Raw genomic sequence first — 20,536 nt, 5'->3', positions numbered from 1 at the left:
ATATGTCAAATAAAAATAAACTAATAAGGACGGTGTAAAGATGAAAATATCAGATTTACTGATTAAAGATAGAATAAAACTAGATGTACAATCTACAAATAAAATAGATGTTATTAAAGAACTTGCAAAACTGCATGAAAAAACAGGTGTCTTAAATAACTATGACGGCTATGTCAAAGCATTGATGGCAAGAGAGGAACAAAGTTCAACTGGAATTGGGGAAGGAATCGCAATTCCACATGCAAAAACAGAGTTTGTAAAAGAACCTGCACTTGCTATGGGAAGAAAACCTGAAGGAATCGACTATGATTCATTGGATGGAGAACCTGCTACATTATTCTTTATGATTGCAGCTCCAGATGGTGCGAACAATACTCATATCGAAACACTTGCAAGATTATCACAGTTATTGCTGGATGACGATTTTAAAGCAGCATTAGAAAATGCAAAAACTGCTGATGAAGTATTGGATATTATTAACAAGGCTGAAGCAGAGAAATTTGCAGAGGAAGAAAAGAAAGAAGAAGAACCTGTACAGACTTCATCTGATGAAAATGCTCCTTATATAATCGCAGCAACAGCCTGTCCAACAGGAATTGCCCATACTTATATGGCAGCAGAAGCACTTAAAAAAGCAGCTGATGAAATGGGAGTAAATATAAAAGTTGAAACAAATGGTGCTGATGGAAGAAAAAATGTCTTAACTGATGAAGATATAAAAAAAGCAACAGGTGTAATTTTAGCAATTAACAGAAATATTGAAGTTAACAGATTTGATGGTAAACCATTAATTCAAGTCGAGGCAAAAGAAGGAATTAACAATGCAAAAGCATTAATTCAACAAGTTTTAGATGGGAAAGCCCCTATTTTCCACGCAAGTAATTCTTCTGCATCTTCTTCTGAATCATCTTCATCTGAGAAAAAAGGACTTTACAAACACTTATTAAGCGGAGTTTCTTATATGCTTCCATTAGTAATAAGCGGAGGAATATTGATTGCGTTGGCATTCTTGGTTGATACACTAACTGGGCATGCAAATGCAGGAAAAGATTTTGGTTCAACACACGAATTGGCAAAATTATTAATGACAGTTGGAAAAGCAGCATTTGGACTTTTCTTACCAATACTAGGTGGATATATAGCTTATAGCATTAGTGAAAGAGCGGCTTTATCTGCAGGATTAGTTGCAGGATTCTTAGCAACAACTCCTATAATTAAAGATGGTCCTGTTTCAGGATTTATCGGAGCATTAATTGGTGGATTTTTAGCAGGATATGTGGTTAAATTCCTAGTATGGGCTTTTGCAGGACTTCCAAGAGCGTTAAATGGACTAAAAATGATTTTATTCTATCCAGTATTTTCAGTATTAATAACAGGTACAATTATGTGGCTAGTAGTCAACCCATTAGCAACTGCATTAAATGTATGGATGAATAATGGACTAGCTTCAATGCAAGGTGCAAGTGCAGTCTTATTAGGTGCTTTACTAGCAGGGATGATGGCTGTAGATATGGGAGGCCCAATAAACAAAGTTGCCTATGTATTTGGAACAGGAACATTGACAGCGGCTACTATGACTAGTGGCGGAACTTTCCCAATGGCAGCAGTTATGGCTGGTGGAATGGTTCCTCCAATTGCAATCGCACTAGCTTCACAAATCTTTAAAAATAAATTTACTGAGCAAGAAAAAGAAGCAGGATTGACTAACTATATTATGGGATTATCATTTATAACTGAAGGAGCAATTCCTTATGCTGCGGCAGATCCAGCAAGAGTCATTCCAGCAAGTGTTATTGGATCAGCAATAACTGGAGCTTTGGTGGGATTATTCCAAATTAAAATACCTGCACCTCATGGTGGAATTTTGGTAATGGGATTAAGTAAAAATGCAGCTGGGCATAGTGGATTCCTTATGTATTTAATTGCAATTCTAATTGGAAGTGTAATTGCGGCTATAGTACTTGGATTCTTGAAACCATCTATAAAAAAAGATTAGTTTAAAAAATAAACAAAAAACCGCTTTATTTGATTAATTCATTTAAAACGGTTTTTTCTTTTCTTCTCATTTTCAAACAGTATTTTTATGGTATTTGTATTCTACTCTTCGTAATTTATTTCTAGAACTTCCTTAATTTCATCTCCAAAATAAATCATTTTTGCCTCATTCATTATTGCCTTTGTCAGTTCAAAAACATTATTCTGTGTCAAAATCTTCTCTGCCATCTCAAAACTTTCCAGACTGTTTAAATGAGAATCAAGTGCCACTTCAATCATTGCTCGTGCATATCCTAAAGCTGCAGAGCTTTTTAAATATTTATAATAGCTATTCTGTAAATTTGTTTCTGTTTCAGAAAATTTTGGATTTTGTAATTTTGAAAGTTTATAGAAAGATTTATAATTCTCATTTTTTGCAGATATTTCGTACCAGTTTATCGCATCGTAAAGATTGTTTTGATGTTCACTGTACTTTCCAAGCTGATAAGATACTTCTGAACGTATTTCTCTTAAAAAATTATTTTTAAAAATTTCTTTTAACTTTTTATATTTATCAGATTCTGCGAATTTTCCATAAAATTTAGCTATTTCTACATTTCCATATTCGTTGTATTCAACGGATTTTTTATAAAATTTCTCCGCTTTCTCAACTTCACCCAATTTTTCAAGATTTTTAGCATTTTCCACAAACTTTATGTATTCCCTGCTCTTTTCATCTCCGAGCATACATTCGACATTATATAAAATTTCTTTTGTTAAATACAAAATCTGGCTTTCATTCAGCAGTTTATTCTGAATTTCCTTTATTTTTTCAGCATCATTTCTCCAAAAATAATATTTGGCAAATTCATACAGATTTTTAGCACTCTCGCCGTATTGCAACAAATAATAAAAATATCCATCTATTGCCCAGAAATTTTGTTCTCTTATCGCAAAATAAAACAGCTTCATAACAGACTTCTCAGAAAAATTAAAACTGGTAACATACCAGTTTCTAGCCAAGTTTATATTTCCGCTCTTTCCCTCTAACAGACCTAAACAATATCCAGCCTTTATAATCCCATTTTCAAATGCAATATACAAATTGCTCTCTGCCTTGCTCAAATCCCTCTCACAAAAATAATAATACTTCCCAAGCTCATAGTACCCCATCCGATGAAGCCCCTTCATCTCTTCCAAAACACTTCTCGCCCTTTTAAATTCTCCCTTTTTTATAAAATCATTAACTTTTTTAACATTCTGATTGTACTCAAATACATTCTCCTCTTCATTTACCACACTTTTTGTCTTTTTTTCCAATTCCTCCAAAGTCCGAACATTTATAAAAATATTTCCAAGTCTTTGATTTATACCTTTTAAATAATTTTTCATCTCTTTATTTTCCCCAATTTTTGTTTACTAATTTTTTTTGTTATTATATCATATTTTAAAAAAAATTTATTCTTAAGTATTATTTTTATTTGAAATATATCAAGTAATCATTACTAATAAATATTTTTTATAATTTTTAAATTTTTTCTTTATTTAGTTTTCTCAGGAATGCTTATTGCCACAAATCCTGCACCTACGACTAGACTACAACTTTTATTTGAATTTATAATGACTTTATGAAATGAAAAATATAATAAAAATAGCATCAAACAAGTTAAGGATGCAAAGAAAGACATTTGTTTCACTTGTCTTAAAATTTTGTTTTTATTTTAAAAATAAAATAATAATATTTAAAAACTTCCAGCAAAACAAATATGCCTCTTACATAAGGATTACTAAATTTAATTATTGGAAATAGCATCATTCCGCTTGAAAAAAGTAATATTCCTATTTTGGCTTTTAAACTCATACTTTTATTTTTTTCAAAGCCTTCCAGATAGTTTTTATACAGCTTTGTTGATTTGAACCATCTGTCAAATCGCCTTGAGCCTTTTGCAAAGCAGAAGCTAGCTAATAATAAAAATGGTGTCGTCGGCAACCCTGGCAGAAAAGCTCCTATAAATCCCAAGGCTACTGCCAGTAATCCTGCAATTACATAAATTATTTTCACAATTTACCCCCCTTATTTTTATTCTTAATTTTACAATCCTCCAAATATTCTCTTAGCATTTTCAATATCCTTTTCGTTTGGGTGTTTTGCCGCTTCTGCCCATCTGGCTTCTCTTTCTGGAGTTGCTGCAAAAGGCCCTGCTATACCTTGTTTTGTCATTTCACGAAATTTATTTATTAGATTGGGGTCAATTGCACCTTGACATATAAATATTTTTTCTACAATGTTTCCATTTTTTTCCAATGATTTTTTTATTTCCTGAAAGCAGTTTTTTGCCCTGTCTGTTTCTGGATTTCCACCCATTGTTACAAAAAGTCCAAGTTTTTTATTTTTTAACTTAGTCACAAATTCTTTGGCTTTTTCATCAATTTCTCCTTTATCAATCCAGCCTCCAATGATGATTCTCTTAAATTCATTGATATCTACAATGTTTACTTCATTTACATTTACTATTTTTTTATCCTTGTCTTTTAAAGCTGAAAAAATGGCATCAGCTATTTTTTTTGTGTTTCCTGTTGATGTGGAAAAGACTACTAGACTTGACATCCTTTGTACCTCCTAAACATTTTTTTAATATTGTCGCACTTATGTTGTTTCCCCAGAAAATTCCTTCTAGAGTGAGTTCTGTGTGGGTGTCATAAATTTTCAAGTATCCTTTTTTTTCAAAATTTTCAAAAATCTTATAAATCTCATCAAAAATTTCATCTGAAACATATTCTTTTAATTTGTCAAAATAAACTTCTGGATATTGTAAAAGCCCGCTTATCCTTTTCATTTTCTTCTCATTTTCATTTGAAGAAATCGCATAAAATGTTTTGTCCTGACTCAATCTGAAAATTTCAAAATTATCAATTTTACCACCTGCACCTACTCCAATCGGCAGAATATCCTTCCCCTGATGTGTATTTCTTATATACCTATACTCATCTCTTCCTTTTCTAACAATCTTTGTATGCTCCATCACTTCATAATCTCCACTTTCAAGCATACTTTTAAGAAAAGCGTCATGCAGTTCAAAGTCTTTTTCCAGTTCATAATTCAGCTCCAGCGTGTTATTTCGTATATCCTTAGACATTTGAGAGCCTTCATAAATTATAAGTGAATAAAAACTTGTGCTGTCAATTTTGAGCTCCTTAACAATTCTCGCATCTTCCAGCACCTCCTCAACCGTTTCATCGGGATAATTGTAAATTATATCAGTACAAACCATTCCACTAAAACTCTCTTTAAGGTTTTTCAGTCTTTTTACAGTTTCTTCCTTTGAAAAAGTCCTGTTCAGAATCTTCCTTCCTCTATCAGAAAAAGTCTGAATTCCGACACTTAGCCGATTTACTCCGCCTTTTTCTAGAATTTTTATTTTCTTTGGATTCAAGTTATGCAATGTTGTTTCAAATGTAAATTCACAGTCGTCTGTTAACGTAAAGTTATCATTTATAGCCTTTAAAATTCGTTCCAGCTGATGTTCCTTATAAATAGTCGGTGTTCCGCCGCCAAAGAAAATTACATTTATTTTTTTACTTTTCATATAAGGCGTTTTTCCGTATTTTTCGAACTCTGAGACAAGAAAACTTGTGTAATCTTCCAAATCATTATCAATCTTCTTTCGATTCAAGTTGCAAAATGAACAGATTTTATCGCAGTATGGAGTATGGACGTAAATTGTTCCAAGTTCATTTTCCGCAGGTTTCTGCATTCTTTCCAGCAGTTCTGCTTCTGTTCCAAATTTCTTATTTTTCCGAAAATAATCTGACACAATCCCTACCGAATCATTATGTGACTTAAATCTCTTTGGAAAAATTCCCTGTTCTTCCAAATTTGACTCTGAAATTTTACCTTTTTGCATTTCCTTTGGCATTTCTTTTCAGTTGTTTTCAGACACTTCCAGCGTAACTTCCACGATCCTTCTGTCCTTTGTGATGTCAAAAGCCTGTCTAGGTCCTTTCACATATCTTCCGCTTATTAATTTTGCTTTTACCAAGTGAAAAACTGGCACATTTCTAGTCATTTGTATTGAAAAGTCATTTTTCTGAAATTCGTCCAAAATTTCGTTATAGTAATCATTTTTTTCTAAAAATTGAATTTCTGCATTATATGTAACTCTTTGTCTCATTGATGGCACCATTGCCTGTCCTTCATCCTGAATAAACAGTAAACTTACCTTTCCATTTTTCTTAAAACTTTCAAAATATGCTTCTGTTTCATTAACATATAAGTAACTGTCTCCATGATATTTAAAAAATGGTGCATAACTTGCATTCGGCTCTCCTTCTTCCGACACAGTTCCAATTATAACTGATTTAAAGTTTCCAATAAAATCACTTATTTCCATTTTCATTTTTTCCTCTTCCTGATGTCCCTTATCTTTGTAATGTTCGGGTGCAGGTACATTCAAGGCTTTTCTCGCAATTTTTGCCATCTTTATCATTTCCAGATGGATTCCTTTAAAATCAATTTTTTTCGTAAATTTAATCTGAACTCTCTCATTGCCGTTCAAAAGCAAAGTCATCCCCTCTTCATTCACATCAATCAGCTTTGCTTCCTTCACATCTTCTCTCTTGCAAAAATGCCTTACATACAAAGGTAAAACATCTCCATGATCGTTATTCATGTGATCCAAAATTCTTTCTATGCTTATATCCATTTTTTTCACTCCTTCTATTTTGATTTAATAAATCATCCTCAAATTCTTACTTTGCAACCGCTTTTGCAATTTCTTCAATCTGATCAATAGTTCTTGGCGAACCTCTTAAAATCTGTGATGAATTTACAACAATAAATTTGCTGTTTTTTATTGCATTCACATTTTTTAACTGTGGATTTGTAGCCACAATTTGAGATGGGTTTGGTAATAATGTAATTATGATGTCTGGATTTTCCTTCATTATAAATTCAGGTGTTACAATTGGATTTCTCCCCTTCTGATTTTCTGCGATATTCTTAATATTCAGCAATTTCATTATATCATTTGGTAAATTATCGTTTCCAAACACCATAAGCGGTGAAGCTGACATAACAAACAGCCCTTTTTTATTGATCGCTGCCATCTTTTTAATTTCTTCCAGCTTTGCTCTTTTTTCAGCAATTATTTTATTTGCTTCATTTTCTTTCCCCAGCATTTTTGCTACTTCCATAAAATTGGTAAATATTTCTTCTATCGAATTTGCCTGAATTCTTTTTGCTTCAATGTTATTTGATTTAAGCCCATTATTCAGCTCTTCGCCTGTAAGAGCTGACATTATAACCAAATCAGGCTTTAGGGCAATTATTTTTTCAAGCGACGGCTTTATAAAAGTTCCCACACTCTCAAGTTTTGCGACCTTTTCTTCAGGCCATACCTTTGAACGCTCCAAATTAGCAACTCCCACGATTTTATCTTCTGCTCCAAGCATATAAATCATTTCAACAGTCGCAGGATCCAGCACAACAATCCTATTATATTTTTTATTTTCCTCCTTTTTACCATTTTCAGCATTTTTCTTTGCACAAGAAATTATAAACATTGAAATAATTAGCAATGCCAAATAAAAAGAATTTTTCATTATTTTTTTCATTTTTCCAATCCTTTCCTATTAAATTTTTTTAGGTATTACATACAAAAGTTCATTATTTTCCACAATCTCACATTCAAATCCATAAATTTCAGAAAAAATCTCCTTTTTGTAAAGCTCCTTTGGACTCCCTGAATATGCAATTTTTCCATCCTTTAAAAACATCACATCATCACAGTACATCGAAGCCAGATTCAGATCGTGTAAAACCATTACAGCCGTAATCTTTTTCTCCTTCACAAAATCCGACGTAAGTTTCATAATTTCAAGAGCATAATTCATATCCAATGCAGAAGTCGGCTCATCCAGTAAAATAATCCTCGTTTCCTGCACTAATGCCCTTGCCAGCAGAACACGCTGAAATTCTCCACCCGAAAGTGAAAAAATCGATCTGTCCCTAAATTTTTCAAGCCGTAATTTTTCCAAAATCTCATTTACTTTTCGCTCATCTCCCTTATCAAACCCAGTCCACTTATTCTTAATATGTGGCGTACGTCCCATATAAACCATTTCAATTACACTTATCGGCATATTCAAAGCCGACTTTTGAGGAACAAAACTTATTATTTTTGCCATTTCCTTAGGACTATACAAACTGATATTTTTGTCAGAAATTTCAATATTCCCAGTTTCTATAGGAAAATATTTCAAAATCATTTTCAAAAGTGTCGATTTTCCACTCCCATTTGCACCAAGAATCCCGACAAATTCACCTTTTTTTATATTTATATTTAATCCATCAATTATCTTTTTTTGGGAATTATCATAACTAAAACTTACATTTTTTATCGAAATTTCTGAATTATTATTTCCACTACTCATCCTATCCACCTTTTTTCCTTCTTATCGCCAAATATAGAAAAAATGGTGCTCCAGAAAATGAAGTTACCACTCCTATCGGAATTTCCGTCGGTGCCAAAATTGTTCGTCCAATCGTATCACAAATTAGCAAAAACAGCCCTCCACCCAATGTTGCTAAAGGCAGTAGCCTAGTATTGCTTCCACTTTTTAGCACGAGCCTTACCGTATGCGGCGCAATAAGCCCAACAAATCCTATCATTCCAGTAAATGCCACAGAAAAACCGACAATCAGTGCCGAAACAATCAATAAATTCCTTTTCAGCCTATCCACATTCACTCCAAGCGAATGTGCCTCTTCATCCCCACTCATCAACAAATCCATTTCATATCTTTTCAAATAAAAATAAACAACAGAAACTACAAGAGGTATCATAAGAACTCCGATTTTCAGCCAAGAGGCACTTCCCATATATCCCATCATCCACGTTACTATTCTAAAGGAATCCTGCCCAATCAGATACATACTGAACGACGTAAATGCCCCTAAAAAAGACGAAATCGCAATCCCAACTATTAGAAGCACAGCCACATCGGTCCTAGTCCTGCTTCTCGAAATCCTAAAAATTATCAACGCCACGATAACCGATACAATAAATCCAAAAATTCCATACATAACATCAGGAAAATTAAGGACATACGCAATAACAGCTCCGAGCGTAGCACTAGCCGAAATACCAATTATATAAGGATCTGCCAACGGATTCTGAAAAACCGACTGCACAACCGTCCCCGAACTAGCCAGCAACATCCCAATCAGCACTGCCATAATAATTCTCGGCAACCTCACATCAATTATTATTGATTTCATCGATTCATCCCTCATTTTCTCGCCTAAAAAACTTCTAAATATATCTTTTGCCGAAATATTCACAGTTCCTATTTTCAAAGACAAAAATGCCACTATAATTATAAAAATTGTTATTCCAGAATACATTTTCCACATATTACTGTCACACTTTTTATATTTTACTTTTCTACTTTCAATTTTCATCTTTTATTCCTTATCTACATTTATTAATATTTTTTCTTAATTTATATTAATCTTTTTTTATTTAAGACTATTAATTCCATTTTTTTACAATCTTGCTTAAGGATTTTTTATTAAAATAACTGTTGTAATTAAACTAAAATCGTCGTGATTTTTTTGAAATGAAAACGACTAAACACATTTATGTGTTTCTTTCGCCAGAACCTTCATAGCAAATATATTTTATAGAGTTGTTCTAATCTTTATTTGCGAAAGCGAGCATCAGCGAGTTTCGTTTTCGTAATAATTCAGGTTTATCCAAACAATAAATGTTTAGACTACTTTCCAAAATAAAATTTGGGAATATTTCAAAAAAATACTTATTAACAACTGTACCTTATAAAAATTAACAATTTTATTTGTTTATAAAATACAGCCAAACAACTTTATAACAATTGCTTGACTGCCACTTTCCATATTTAAAATTATTTTTAGAAGTTGTAACTTACACCAACATAATATGTTCTTTCAGCTTCTGGGATATATGAATCTCCATTTTTATATCTGTAATATTTTTTATCAAATACGTTTTTAACTCCTGCTTGTACTCCTAAACCTGTTTTATGAGCATAACTTATTCCTAAATCTGTTGTAGAATAACCTTTTATTTTTTCATAGTTTCCATCTACGGAATTTGAGAAGTAATTAAGATCGGCTGTCAGATTTAATCCTGTCAACACTTCATAATTAGCTCCTAAAGTTGCTTTTGTTTTCGATACATAAGGTATTTTTTTGTTTTTATCTGCACCTTTGCTAATTTTTGCATCTACATAAGAAACTGATTCATTTATTCTAAATGTCCCAAAATATTGCTCTGCAAATAGTTCTAAACCTTTTCTTTCTGTTTTTTGCAAGTTTTTATATGTCCAGTTTAATCCATGTCCGCTTGGCATATCAATTAAAATTTCGTCATTTTTCTTAGTATAGAATCCTGTCAAACTTACAAATGAAGGTCCAATCATATCTTTTATACCAATTTCATAAGTATCGTATTTTTCAGACTTCAGATTGTTTAGCACATATCCTCTTGTAATTGATTTATCAACCATTTCTGTTGGACTTGGAGATCTGTATCCTCTTTCATATTTTGCATAAACATTTCCCGTATCAGAATATTTAAAGTTTAATCCTGTTTCATAAGCATTGTTACTCTTTTTAGTGTTTTTATTTATAACATTTCTTCCATCTGTTCTGTGAATATCATAATCAGCATGTTCATATCTATAACCTAAAGTTCCCTCAAGCTTATCTGTAAGAGAGTGTCTTCCTTGAACAAATACTGAATGAGTATTTTTTTGCAAATCAATGTCTATAGTAGATGTTGGGAATAATCTTCTGTTTCTCATATACATTGCACCATAAGAACTTCTGTTTGAATTATTTTTTATATATTCGTATCCAAAGATTACATTTCCTGAACCATAGTTATATTTACCTTTTAAGTCAACTCCAGTTTTTCTATCTTTAAACTGTCCATCAGTCTTATGAGTCATTCTTCCAGCTGGAGCTTCCTGATCATAATCTCTAATTGTTTTCTGATTGTATCCTAACAACGAGAAAGTTAAATTATCAGTAGGCTTGATTTCATAATTTAGGCTGTATTCTGTTCTATCCAAATCAGATTCTGTCAAAGTTGTTCCTGCCTGTTTTCTATCATTATTTAACTGTGCTTTAGTTATACCGTCGGATTCTTTTGATTCTTCCTTGTATTTTGTGGCTTTAAATCTTAATGTCTGATTATCACTGATGTTATATGTAAATCCACCTCTTAGATTTTCGCCATCTCTCTTATCACCTTGTCTATACCCATTTCCATTAATATTTTCATATCCCAAATCTAACAAGAAATTATCTGCAAATTTTATGCTTGTTCCAAAACCTAATTTATTTGTGTCAAATGAACTATTTTGATAGTAAACCTTATTTTTTACAGGCTCTTCTTGCGTTTTCTTTGTAATTACGTTAATTACTCCACCAGCAGTTCCTCCACCGTAAAGTACAGTCCCTCCACCGTTAATAATTTCTATTTTTTCAATATCTTCAACTGAAATTGAATTTAGAGGTAAAATTGCATGCGACATATCAAGTATGTTTAAAGGAGACCCATCCACAAGAACTTTTACATTTTTAGCAGCTCCCTGAACTCCTTGTCCTCTTACATCCACAATATATCCAAATCCATTATTAACAAAATTTATACCTGGTGTACGTTTCAATATCTCTTCTATAGTGTTATATCCTTTATTGTGTATATCCTGAGCCGTTACAATTGTAGTATTCTTAATTTGATTGCTTTGCACATCATCAAATCCTGTGGCTGTTACTACTGATTCTTCCAATTTTACATTAAATGTGTCATTATCATCTCCAAATGCCATCATTCCAACTACAATAAAACTTAAAATTGCTAATTTTTTTAACATATTTTCCTCCTCATTCCTGTGTATTAAATTCTTTAATTTCCGTTAATTTTTCTCCAAAAATACTTTGATAATAAAAATATTTTACTATAAAATATTATTTATGTCAATATTTACTTTTTCAAAAAATATGTTATAATAAAAATACTTGAAACTCTAATAAAAGATTTCGGAGGTGTTAGAAATGGGATTTCATGAGATTAAAATTCAGGATTTTGATTTAAATCCTTTTACAAGTACAGGTAAGGACTGGAGCCTTGTTACGGCGGGAGATGAGAATGGGATAAATACGATGACTGTCACGTGGGGAATGATGGGCTATCTTTGGCGAGGCCCTGTTATTTCAGTTTATATAAGACCTACAAGATATACTAAAAAATTTGTAGATGAGCAAAATTGTTTTTCTTTAAGTTTTTTTAGTGGTTATAAAAAGGAACTTCATGTACTTGGACTGAAATCAGGAAGAGATGTAGATAAAATTGCAGAAGTTGGATTTAATCCAATATTTTTAGATGGTGTGCCTGCATTTGAAGAAGCAAAATTAGTTATTGTAGCCGAAAAATTATATATAGATGATATAAAACCTGAAAACTTCATAGATAAGAGCATACCTGAAAAACTATACACAAAAGAAGAGCCTCATATAGTTTATACAGGAAGGGTAAAAAAAATATACGTAAAAGACTGATTTTTATTATCTGCATAAATAATTATGATTAAAGGGAAACTCTTAAATTGAGTCCCTTTTTTTATTAAAAGAAATTTCTTAGAAATTTATTGACAATCATTGGTTTGTCTGATAAAATTTTATGGGCATAAAGTTCATTTTTTTAGAAATTTATGCTGATTTTATATTTTATGGAGGTGAATGTTTTGAACGAAGAAGTCCCGGAAGAGAAACTGAATAATCTAAAATTTACTAATCTATGCAAATAAAGGGAATCTCTTCGTGTTGTTATTCTCCTAATTTTTAATTTGCATAAGAAGTAAAAAACTTTAACAAATTGCAAAAAAGAAAGGAGATAACGATGGAAAACAACACTATTCAAACACTTATAAATGAAAAAAAATATTTTGAAATTAGAAAATATTTGAATGAATTAAATATTGTTGAAGTTTCAGAACTGTTAAATCAGTTTGAATCTTCTGAATTAATAATGATTTTTAGGCTACTTTCCAAAAACAGGGCAGCGGATGTGTTTTCATATTTGGATACAGAGCATCAAGAAATGATTATTAACACTATGACTGATGTCGAAACAAAAAATATATTTGATGAACTTTATTTTGATGATATTGTTGATATTATTGAAGAAATGCCATCAAATGTAGTAAAAAAGATTTTGAAAAATACCGATGCGAAAGATAGACATTTGATAAACCAATTACTAAAATATCCTGATAATTCAGCTGGAAGTATTATGACAACTGAATACATGGATTTAAAAAAGGATATGACTGTATCTCAAGCAATTTCAAAAATCAGAAATACTGTTGAAGATATGGAAAATGTTTATACTTGTTATGTAATTGATGAAGTTAGAAAACTGGAAGGGGTAATTTCCTTAAAAGAACTTATTACAAGCGAAGATGACGTTCCCATCCAAAGTATTATGAATAAAAATGTAATAAGTGTACACGCAAACGACGATCAGGAAAAAGTTGCTGAAATAATAAAAAAATATAATCTTATTGTTCTTCCAGTTACAGATGATGAAAATAGGCTTCTTGGGATAATTACAATTGATGACATAATGGACGTTGTGGAACAGGAAGCAACAGAAGATTTTCATAAAATGGCCGGAATTTCACCAGTTGAGGAGTCTTACCTTAAGACAAGCGCCTTTACTATGGCAAGACAGAGAATCAGCTGGCTTATTGTGCTTATGATTTCTGCCACATTTACAGGAAGAATTATAAAAAGTTACGAGGATGTACTGCAGTCTGTAGTTATACTTTCCTCATTTATCCCAATGCTTATGGATACTGGAGGAAATGCAGGAGCACAATCTTCAACCATTGTAGTCCGTGCCTTAGCATTAGGAGAGGTCAATATAAAAGATACTTTTAAAATACTAAGAAAAGAGTTTCTTATTTCATTTATAGTCGCCATTGTTCTGGCAGCAATTAATTTTCTAAGGATTATATCTTTGACAAAAACCCCTTTGAATGTTGCCATAACAGTTTCGGTAACTCTTGTCTTTGTAGTTATAATTTCAAAAATAATAGGTGCTTTCTTGCCCATCATTGCAAAGACATTTAAAATGGATCCAGCAATAATGGCAGGTCCATTAATAACTACAATACTTGATGCCTTAACTCTTACTATCTATTTTAGATTTGCAACTATATTTTTGAGCAACATCATAAAATAAATATTAAGTATCTATAAATAAAAAAATAGGAAAGTAAGGAGGAAAAATGAAAGAAATAATTGAAGCTCTTTTAAAAGAAAAAAAATACTTCGAAATAAAAAAACAATTAAATGAATTAAATACAGTTGAAATTTCTGATATATTAAACCAGTTCAAATCGCCTGAACTTGTGATAATGATTTTTCGACTGTTAAAAAAAGATAAAGCGGCAGATGTATTTCCATATTTGGATTCAGAACGTCAAGAAATGATTATTCATGCATCGACTGATATTGAAACACGTGAAATCTTTGACGAACTATACTTTGATGATATTGTTGACATTATTGAAGAAATGCCGTCTAATGTTGTAAAGAAAATATTGAAAAATACTGATAAAAAAGACAGACATTTAATAAATCAACTATTAAAGTATCCTGAAAATTCAGCAGGAAGCATTATGACAACTGAATATGTCGATTTTCAAAAAAATATGACTGTTTCAGAAGCAATTGAATTATTAAGAAAAACAGGAAAAGATAAAGAAAATATATATACATGCTATGTTACAAGTGAAAATGGAAAACTCGAGGGAGTACTTTCACTCAAAGAATTAATTGCAAAAAAAGATAATACAGTAATTGAAGATATTATGAACAAAAAATTTGTAAGTGTTCATACAGATGACGATCAGGAAGTTGTTGCAGATTTGTTCAAAAAATATGATTTTATCGTTATGCCCGTTGTAGATCATGAAGGCAGAATTTTAGGAATTATCACAGTAGATGACGTAATGGATGTTGTCGATCAGGAAGTTACTGAAGATTTTCATAAAATGGCGGGGATTACTTCTTCTACTGATGATTCCTACTTAAAAACAAGCGTTTTTACAATGGCAAGACAAAGAATTGGATGGCTTGCAGTCCTTATGATTTCTGACACAATTTCAGGAAATATAATACAGGGATATGAAAAAGTACTTGCAAAATCAATTATTTTGACAGCATTTATTCCAATGTTAATGTCAAGTGGAGGAAATGTTGGATCACAATCTTCAACTGTTGTAATCCGTTCACTAGCACTAGGGGAAATTTCTCCAAAAGATGCATTCAAAGTACTTAGAAAAGAATTTTCAATAGGTATTATGGTTTCTATAGTCCTATCAGTTCTAAATTTTGTAAGACTAATTACTTTAGAAAAAATAAATCCGACAATCGCCTTTATTGTTTCAATAACTCTTGTATTTACAATAATAATCTCAAAAATAGTAGGAGCATTGCTTCCACTTGGAGCAAAAATTTTAAAAGCAGATCCAGCTGTTATGGCAACTCCTTTAATAACTACTATTTCAGATGCTGTAACACTTATTATCTACTTTAAATTTGCAACAATGCTTCTAAAAAACCTTCAATAATATAAATCTAATCAAATACTGTCTATAAAATTATATAAACATAGTACAATGTAGAAAAAATTGAAGGAGAAATTTATGAAGGCAAAAATTTTAATTTTACTAAGCATGCTTTTATTTGTAGTAAGCTGTGGAACTCATCCTGCACAAAAAGCTTTTGAGGAAAAAATGAAAATAATCCAATCAGGAGATATGTCAAAATTTGGCAAATCTGAAGGAAATGTTAGTACTATTTTAGAAAATTTTAGCAAAGTATACGGTGAAGGAATGAAAAAAATAACTTACAAAGTTAATAAAGTCGAGTCAAAAGGAAACACCGCTACAATAAATGTCACTGTAAAAGCTCCCAATTTATCTTCATATATAGGTGAACTTCAAACTAGGCTCTCTGAAAGAATGTCTAAATCCATGCCCCAAAATAACGAAGATTTACAAAAAGAAATTATGCAAGTTGGAAAAGAATTCTTTAACGAGAAATTTAACAGCAAAGATTTAAAATATTTAGAAAAAACACTAGATGTAAAATATGTAAAAAATGGTAAAGACTGGGTAATTAGTGATGAAAATGAAGAATTTTTTAAAATAATTACTTTTGGAATTGCTAATTAAAATATGAATTTTCTTATCATTATAAGTACTCTAATTTTAATTAATTGGAGTATTTTTTTATGAAAATAAGTAATTTCATTAATCTTCTTTTTTAAATTTTTTCATAAAAAAACCGCACCTCTTATCTTGTGTTCAAGATTTTAGATGCAGTTCATTTTTCCTATTTTTTAATAATTAATATTTTGTAATCAGATACTCAAATGCTCCTAATGCAGCTTTTGCACCTTCTCCCATTGCAATAATAATTTGTTTTTGTCTGATATTTGTAACATCTCCCGCAGCAAAGATTCCAGCCACAGAAGTTGAATTATTTTCAGGATTAATTACAATTTCTCCAATTTTATTTGTTTCAACCAAGTCTTTTACAACTTCGCTTCTTGGTGACAACCCAATTTCCACAAACATACCTTCTACATTCAATGTTTTTTCTTCATCAGTTTCTCTGCTTTTATAAACAATGCTTTCCACAAATTCATTTCCATTTACTTTAACTGTTGCAGAATTTAAAATAGTTTTTACATTTGGCTGCTCAGCTAATTTTTCCTGTAAAACTTTATCTGCCTTTAATTCTGGCATAAATTCAATTAGTGTAACTGATTTTGCAATTCCAGATAAGTCAAGCGCTGCTTCCACACCTGAATTTCCTCCACCAATTACAGCCACATCTAACCCTTTATAAAAAGGTCCGTCACAAGTTGAGCAGTAATGCACTCCTTTACCAACATATTCGGCTTCTCCAGGAATATTTAAACTTCTAGGTTTTGCTCCAGTTGCTACAATAACTGTTTTTGTTTTATAACTTTTTCCATCATCAGTTACCAAAATCTTATCTTTTCCGTCTTCTTTTATCTCTTTTACTAAATGCCCTTCTTTAAATGCAATTTCATGCTCTTTTAAATGTTTTTCCAAAGTTTCTGCAAATTTAGCTCCAGTTGTCAAAATAGTTCCGATAATATTCTCAATTTCATTTGTATCAAGAACTTGTCCACCAATTTTCACTCCAACCATCGCTACATTAAGCCCTTTTCTAGCCGCATAAATTGCTGCAGAGACAGCCGCAGGCCCAGAACCAACTACAGTTACATCATAAAGTTTATTTTCATCAATTTTTACTAATTTTCCTTCATCTAAAGCACCAAGATTCAAGCTAAAATCCATTTTCCATACCTCCAAATTTAATTTTTATTTATTTCATAATAATTCATTTAATTTTGTAATCATTACAATTTATTTTAATATAATTTTCTAAAATTGTCAATATTTAAATTTTTAATTTAATAAAAAGACTGTCCGTTTTAGAACAGCCTTATTTAAAAATACACAATATTATTTATCATCATCATTGAAATTTATAGATAAATTCAAGAATTTCAAAATATCCTATACTAGAATCTGCTATTTTTAATCCTAATTCTGTAAGTTCATCATCAGAACAACTTAAACTAATTCCATTTAATTCAAGGAGAACCATCATAACATAAATTCCAATTCTCTTATTTCCATCTAAAAAAGCATGATTTTTGATAAAACTATAACATAATCTTGCAGCTTTTTCTTCTATTGTTGGATATTTCTCAACTCCAAAGTAAGATTGATAAACATTACTTATCGAACTCTCAATTAAACCTTTATCCCTAATACCGTCAATTCCTCCAAACTCTTTTACTAATTCAGAATGAAGTTTTATTATTTGTTTCTTGGACAAAAGAATCATTTCGCCAATTCCTCAAATGTTTTTTTATATTTTTTTAAAATCTTAGAAGAAACCATTTCCAGTTCATTATCTTCCGCAAATTTTACTGGCTTTTTCTCAACTTCTTTTGTTAAATTGTAATCGACTAAAATATATTTTGGGATATTATTCTTTAAAATAACAACAGCTCCATCTTTATCGACCATTCTTGCTACTTTAGAAAAATTTTGGTTAGCTTCTTTCATCGAAACTAAGTTATCTAATTCTACTTTCATATTACTCACCTCTTATAAAGTATAATATCATAAATGTAGGATAAATTCAACCTATTTTTCAAAATTCTATTTAACTTTAAAAAATTTCAATCTTAAAGCATTACCCAAAACAGATACTGAACTAAACGACATTGCAAAAGCCGCTATCATCGGATCCAATTTTGGTCCATTGAAAAATGCATAAAATATTCCAGCGGCAAATGGAATTCCCAGTACGTTATAAAAGAATGCCCAAAACAAATTTTCTTTTATATTTGTGATTGTCGCTTTACTTAATGCTATTGCACCCGCAACATCTCTCAAATCGTTTCTAATTAAGACGATATCAGCTGATTCTATGGCAACATCCGTTCCATTTCCTATCGCAATTCCAACGTTTGCCTGAGCCAGTGCTGGTGAATCGTTAATTCCGTCTCCAACCATTGCAACAAATTCATCTTTTTCCTGAAGTTCCTTTACTTTTTGAGATTTCTGATTAGGCAGCACTTCTGAAATTACATCATCTATTCCCACTTGTTTTGCGATAAATTTGGCAGTTTTTTCGTTATCTCCAGTTAGCATTATTGTCTTGATTCCCATTTTTTTCAGTTTTTCTATGGCTTCCTTGCTTGTTTCCTTGATAACATCTGCAACTGCAACAAGTCCCGCAAATTCGTTATCAATCGAAATGTACATTGGCGTTTTTCCTTCATTCGACAAAATATCATAATCTTTTTGAGAAATTTCCACATTGATTTTTCGATTTTCCATCAATTTTCTATTTCCAATTTGAACTTCCTTGCCTTCAAATGTTGCACGAATACCGTAACCTGGCATTGCCCTAAATTTTTCATACGGCTTAATTTCAATATTTTTCTCTTTTGCTTTGTTTACGATTGCTTCTGCCAATGGGTGTTCTGAATCATTTTCCACACTTGCAGCAATTTTTAACAATTCATTTTCATTATATTTCCCATAAGCAATCAAATTAGTAAGTATAGGCTTTCCTTTCGTAATCGTACCAGTCTTGTCAAATACAACTGTTTTTATTTTGTATGCTGTTTCAAGAGCTTCTCCACTTTTGATAAGGATACCGTTTTCAGCCCCTTTTCCAGTTCCAACCATTATTGATGTAGGTGTTGCAAGTCCCAATGCACACGGACACGCAATTACAAGTACAGCGATGAAAAACGACAATGCAGTAACCAATCCACTTCCACTCAGAAACCAAGCAATTCCTGTAATTATCGCAATCCCAATAACAATCGGCACAAAATACGCCGCCACAATATCTGCCATTCTAGAAATAGGAGCCTTTGAACCCTGTGCCTCCTCAACCAGTTTTATAATTTGCGACAAAACTGTATTTTTACCAATTTCAGTCGCCTCAAATCTGATACTTCCATTTTTATTTATACTTCCTCCAACAACCTTATCCCCAACTTTTTTGCTTACTGGCAAACTTTCTCCTGTCAACATTGATTCATCAACAGAAGTCGACCCTTCCACAATCCTTCCATCTACCGCAATTTTTTCTCCCGGCTTTACAATTACAATATCTCCAACTTTCAAGTTTTCAATCAGGACTTCCTTTTCCACTCCATTTTCAATAATTTTAGCCTTTTTAGGCTGAAGTCCGATAAGTTTTTTTATTGCCGACGAAGTTTGACCTTTTGTTTTTGCCTCCAACAGTTTTCCAAACAAGATTAACGTAATAATTGTACCAGCTGACTCATAATATAAATCCATATGCGCTTCAGGATCTACAGTTACAATTCTAAAAGTGGCGTAAATTCCATAGAGTACTGCCGCTGTTGCCCCAATAGCAATTAACGAATCCATTGTTGGAGATTTTCTTACTAAATTTTTAAATCCATGTGAAAAAAAATCTCTTCCAGCATAAATAATAGGCAAAGTCAATACAAACTGTGCCAATGCAAAATTAAGCGGATTTACCTTAGGATTCAAAAATTCAGGAAGTGTTGCCCCAAGCATATGCCCCATCGAAATATATAAAAGTGGAACAACAAAAATAACTGCCAAAATTAATCGATTTTTCAAACTTGTTATTTTTTCCTGATAAAGTTCCAGCTTTTTATCTTCCGTCATATCTTCAACCAGTCCATACCCAGCCGACTCGACTATTTTCTTAATTTTATCAAAATTATATTTCTTCTCATCATATTCAATATTCAATTTTTCAGTTGCAATATTAACTGAAGCGTTAATATCATTATTTTTATTAAGTGCCTTTTCCACAGCATTGGCACAAGCTGCACAGCTCATTCCAGTTACTGTATAGTTTTTTTCTGCCATAATCTTT

At 31.6% G+C, this 20,536-nt stretch carries 18 protein-coding genes; 5 read left to right on the top strand and 13 right to left on the bottom strand.

Features of this window, described 5'->3' with window-relative positions; genetic code table 11:
- Window positions 1-40 precede the first annotated feature (40 nt).
- Entirely contained in the window at window positions 41-1,996 is a 1,956-nt protein-coding gene (locus ACEG17_RS04920) for a PTS fructose transporter subunit IIABC (protein ID WP_372582794.1), read from the top strand.
- Window positions 1,997-2,097: 101 nt separating this feature from the next.
- Here ACEG17_RS04920 and ACEG17_RS04915 read toward each other — a convergent pair whose 3' ends face one another.
- The 9 genes from ACEG17_RS04915 to ACEG17_RS04875 all read right to left on the bottom strand — a co-directional run bounded on the left by ACEG17_RS04915 (window position 2,098) and on the right by ACEG17_RS04875 (window position 11,895).
- Entirely contained in the window at window positions 2,098-3,366 is a 1,269-nt protein-coding gene (locus ACEG17_RS04915; RefSeq protein ID WP_372582793.1) for a hypothetical protein, read from the bottom strand.
- 310 nt (window positions 3,367-3,676) lie between these two features.
- Complete coding sequence (locus ACEG17_RS04910) at window positions 3,677-4,036, bottom strand: YbaN family protein (protein ID WP_372582792.1); 360 nt, start codon at window positions 4,034-4,036, stop codon at window positions 3,677-3,679.
- 30 nt (window positions 4,037-4,066) lie between these two features.
- A complete protein-coding gene (locus ACEG17_RS04905) occupies window positions 4,067-4,582 on the bottom strand; it encodes a flavodoxin family protein (RefSeq protein ID WP_372582791.1) in 516 nt (171 codons plus the stop codon).
- Window positions 4,527-5,891 carry a radical SAM protein gene (locus ACEG17_RS04900; RefSeq protein ID WP_372582790.1) on the bottom strand — a complete coding sequence of 455 codons (1,365 nt, stop codon included), beginning with the start codon at window positions 5,889-5,891 and terminating at the stop codon, window positions 4,527-4,529. Before ACEG17_RS04900 ends, ACEG17_RS04905 begins: the two co-directional genes overlap by 56 nt.
- A gap of 6 nt (window positions 5,892-5,897) precedes the next feature.
- Complete coding sequence (locus ACEG17_RS04895; RefSeq protein WP_372582789.1) at window positions 5,898-6,677, bottom strand: DUF2470 domain-containing protein; 780 nt, start codon at window positions 6,675-6,677, stop codon at window positions 5,898-5,900.
- Window positions 6,678-6,723: 46 nt separating this feature from the next.
- Entirely contained in the window at window positions 6,724-7,587 is an 864-nt protein-coding gene (locus ACEG17_RS04890; RefSeq protein ID WP_372582788.1) for an ABC transporter substrate-binding protein, read from the bottom strand.
- Between the two features lie 18 nt (window positions 7,588-7,605).
- Entirely contained in the window at window positions 7,606-8,406 is an 801-nt protein-coding gene (locus tag ACEG17_RS04885; protein WP_372582787.1) for an ABC transporter ATP-binding protein, read from the bottom strand.
- 1 nt (window position 8,407) lies between these two features.
- Window positions 8,408-9,388 carry a FecCD family ABC transporter permease gene (locus ACEG17_RS04880; RefSeq protein WP_372582891.1) on the bottom strand — a complete coding sequence of 327 codons (981 nt, stop codon included), beginning with the start codon at window positions 9,386-9,388 and terminating at the stop codon, window positions 8,408-8,410.
- 515 nt (window positions 9,389-9,903) lie between these two features.
- Window positions 9,904-11,895 (bottom strand): TonB-dependent receptor, encoded by a 1,992-nt coding sequence (locus tag ACEG17_RS04875; protein WP_372582786.1) that lies wholly within the window; start codon window positions 11,893-11,895, stop codon window positions 9,904-9,906.
- A gap of 181 nt (window positions 11,896-12,076) precedes the next feature.
- Here ACEG17_RS04875 and ACEG17_RS04870 point away from each other — a divergent pair, with 181 nt between their 5' ends.
- The 4 genes from ACEG17_RS04870 to ACEG17_RS04855 all read left to right on the top strand — a co-directional run bounded on the left by ACEG17_RS04870 (window position 12,077) and on the right by ACEG17_RS04855 (window position 16,266).
- Window positions 12,077-12,580: a flavin reductase gene (locus ACEG17_RS04870; protein WP_372582785.1), complete on the top strand. Its 504-nt coding sequence runs from the start codon at window positions 12,077-12,079 to the stop codon at window positions 12,578-12,580.
- 340 nt (window positions 12,581-12,920) lie between these two features.
- Entirely contained in the window at window positions 12,921-14,267 is a 1,347-nt protein-coding gene (gene mgtE, locus ACEG17_RS04865) for a magnesium transporter (RefSeq protein ID WP_372582784.1), read from the top strand.
- Between the two features lie 46 nt (window positions 14,268-14,313).
- Window positions 14,314-15,660, top strand: coding sequence for a magnesium transporter (gene mgtE, locus ACEG17_RS04860; RefSeq protein WP_372582783.1), 1,347 nt, complete (start codon window positions 14,314-14,316; stop codon window positions 15,658-15,660).
- Between the two features lie 75 nt (window positions 15,661-15,735).
- The gene (locus ACEG17_RS04855) at window positions 15,736-16,266 is read left to right on the top strand and encodes a DUF5105 domain-containing protein (protein ID WP_372582782.1); all 531 of its coding nucleotides are present in this window, start codon (window positions 15,736-15,738) and stop codon (window positions 16,264-16,266) included.
- Window positions 16,267-16,440: 174 nt separating this feature from the next.
- On the opposite strand, the gene ACEG17_RS04850 is transcribed toward ACEG17_RS04855, so the two are convergent.
- The 4 genes from ACEG17_RS04850 to ACEG17_RS04835 all read right to left on the bottom strand — a co-directional run bounded on the left by ACEG17_RS04850 (window position 16,441) and on the right by ACEG17_RS04835 (window position 20,529).
- Window positions 16,441-17,424 carry an FAD-dependent oxidoreductase gene (locus tag ACEG17_RS04850; protein ID WP_372582781.1) on the bottom strand — a complete coding sequence of 328 codons (984 nt, stop codon included), beginning with the start codon at window positions 17,422-17,424 and terminating at the stop codon, window positions 16,441-16,443.
- 181 nt (window positions 17,425-17,605) lie between these two features.
- Window positions 17,606-17,980 (bottom strand): type II toxin-antitoxin system death-on-curing family toxin, encoded by a 375-nt coding sequence (locus ACEG17_RS04845; RefSeq protein WP_372582780.1) that lies wholly within the window; start codon window positions 17,978-17,980, stop codon window positions 17,606-17,608.
- The gene (locus ACEG17_RS04840) at window positions 17,977-18,234 is read right to left on the bottom strand and encodes a type II toxin-antitoxin system Phd/YefM family antitoxin (protein WP_015768851.1); all 258 of its coding nucleotides are present in this window, start codon (window positions 18,232-18,234) and stop codon (window positions 17,977-17,979) included. The genes ACEG17_RS04845 and ACEG17_RS04840 overlap by 4 nt, the downstream gene beginning before the upstream one ends.
- Window positions 18,235-18,300: 66 nt before the next feature.
- A complete protein-coding gene (locus ACEG17_RS04835; RefSeq protein ID WP_372582779.1) occupies window positions 18,301-20,529 on the bottom strand; it encodes a heavy metal translocating P-type ATPase in 2,229 nt (742 codons plus the stop codon).
- Window positions 20,530-20,536: the final 7 nt, after the last annotated feature.

This window comes from Leptotrichia hongkongensis (genome assembly GCF_041538065.1).
In the GTDB taxonomy this organism is placed as follows: Bacteria; Fusobacteriota; Fusobacteriia; order Fusobacteriales; family Leptotrichiaceae; genus Leptotrichia; species Leptotrichia hongkongensis.
The sequence above is the reverse complement of the archived record's forward strand: the minus strand, read 5'-3'. Positions and strand labels throughout refer to the sequence as shown.

Excerpts from the sequence above, each read along its gene's own strand:
- ACEG17_RS04905 (WP_372582791.1), bottom strand. The coding sequence starts at position 4,582 with ATGTCAAGTCTAGTAGTCTTTTCCACATCAACAGGAAACACAAAAAAA.
- ACEG17_RS04845 (WP_372582780.1), bottom strand. The coding sequence starts at position 17,980 with ATGATTCTTTTGTCCAAGAAACAAATAATAAAACTTCATTCTGAATTA.
- ACEG17_RS04915 (WP_372582793.1), bottom strand. The coding sequence starts at position 3,366 with ATGAAAAATTATTTAAAAGGTATAAATCAAAGACTTGGAAATATTTTT.
- ACEG17_RS04840 (WP_015768851.1), bottom strand. The coding sequence starts at position 18,234 with ATGAAAGTAGAATTAGATAACTTAGTTTCGATGAAAGAAGCTAACCAA.
- ACEG17_RS04880 (WP_372582891.1), bottom strand. The coding sequence starts at position 9,388 with ATGTGGAAAATGTATTCTGGAATAACAATTTTTATAATTATAGTGGCA.
- ACEG17_RS04835 (WP_372582779.1), bottom strand. The coding sequence starts at position 20,529 with ATGGCAGAAAAAAACTATACAGTAACTGGAATGAGCTGTGCAGCTTGT.
- ACEG17_RS04850 (WP_372582781.1), bottom strand. The coding sequence starts at position 17,424 with ATGGATTTTAGCTTGAATCTTGGTGCTTTAGATGAAGGAAAATTAGTA.
- ACEG17_RS04855 (WP_372582782.1), top strand. The coding sequence starts at position 15,736 with ATGAAGGCAAAAATTTTAATTTTACTAAGCATGCTTTTATTTGTAGTA.
- ACEG17_RS04885 (WP_372582787.1), bottom strand. The coding sequence starts at position 8,406 with ATGAGTAGTGGAAATAATAATTCAGAAATTTCGATAAAAAATGTAAGT.
- ACEG17_RS04900 (WP_372582790.1), bottom strand. The coding sequence starts at position 5,891 with ATGCCAAAGGAAATGCAAAAAGGTAAAATTTCAGAGTCAAATTTGGAA.
- ACEG17_RS04920 (WP_372582794.1), top strand. The coding sequence starts at position 41 with ATGAAAATATCAGATTTACTGATTAAAGATAGAATAAAACTAGATGTA.
- ACEG17_RS04870 (WP_372582785.1), top strand. The coding sequence starts at position 12,077 with ATGGGATTTCATGAGATTAAAATTCAGGATTTTGATTTAAATCCTTTT.
- mgtE (WP_372582783.1), top strand. The coding sequence starts at position 14,314 with ATGAAAGAAATAATTGAAGCTCTTTTAAAAGAAAAAAAATACTTCGAA.
- ACEG17_RS04875 (WP_372582786.1), bottom strand. The coding sequence starts at position 11,895 with ATGTTAAAAAAATTAGCAATTTTAAGTTTTATTGTAGTTGGAATGATG.
- mgtE (WP_372582784.1), top strand. The coding sequence starts at position 12,921 with ATGGAAAACAACACTATTCAAACACTTATAAATGAAAAAAAATATTTT.
- ACEG17_RS04890 (WP_372582788.1), bottom strand. The coding sequence starts at position 7,587 with ATGAAAAAAATAATGAAAAATTCTTTTTATTTGGCATTGCTAATTATT.
- ACEG17_RS04895 (WP_372582789.1), bottom strand. The coding sequence starts at position 6,677 with ATGGATATAAGCATAGAAAGAATTTTGGATCACATGAATAACGATCAT.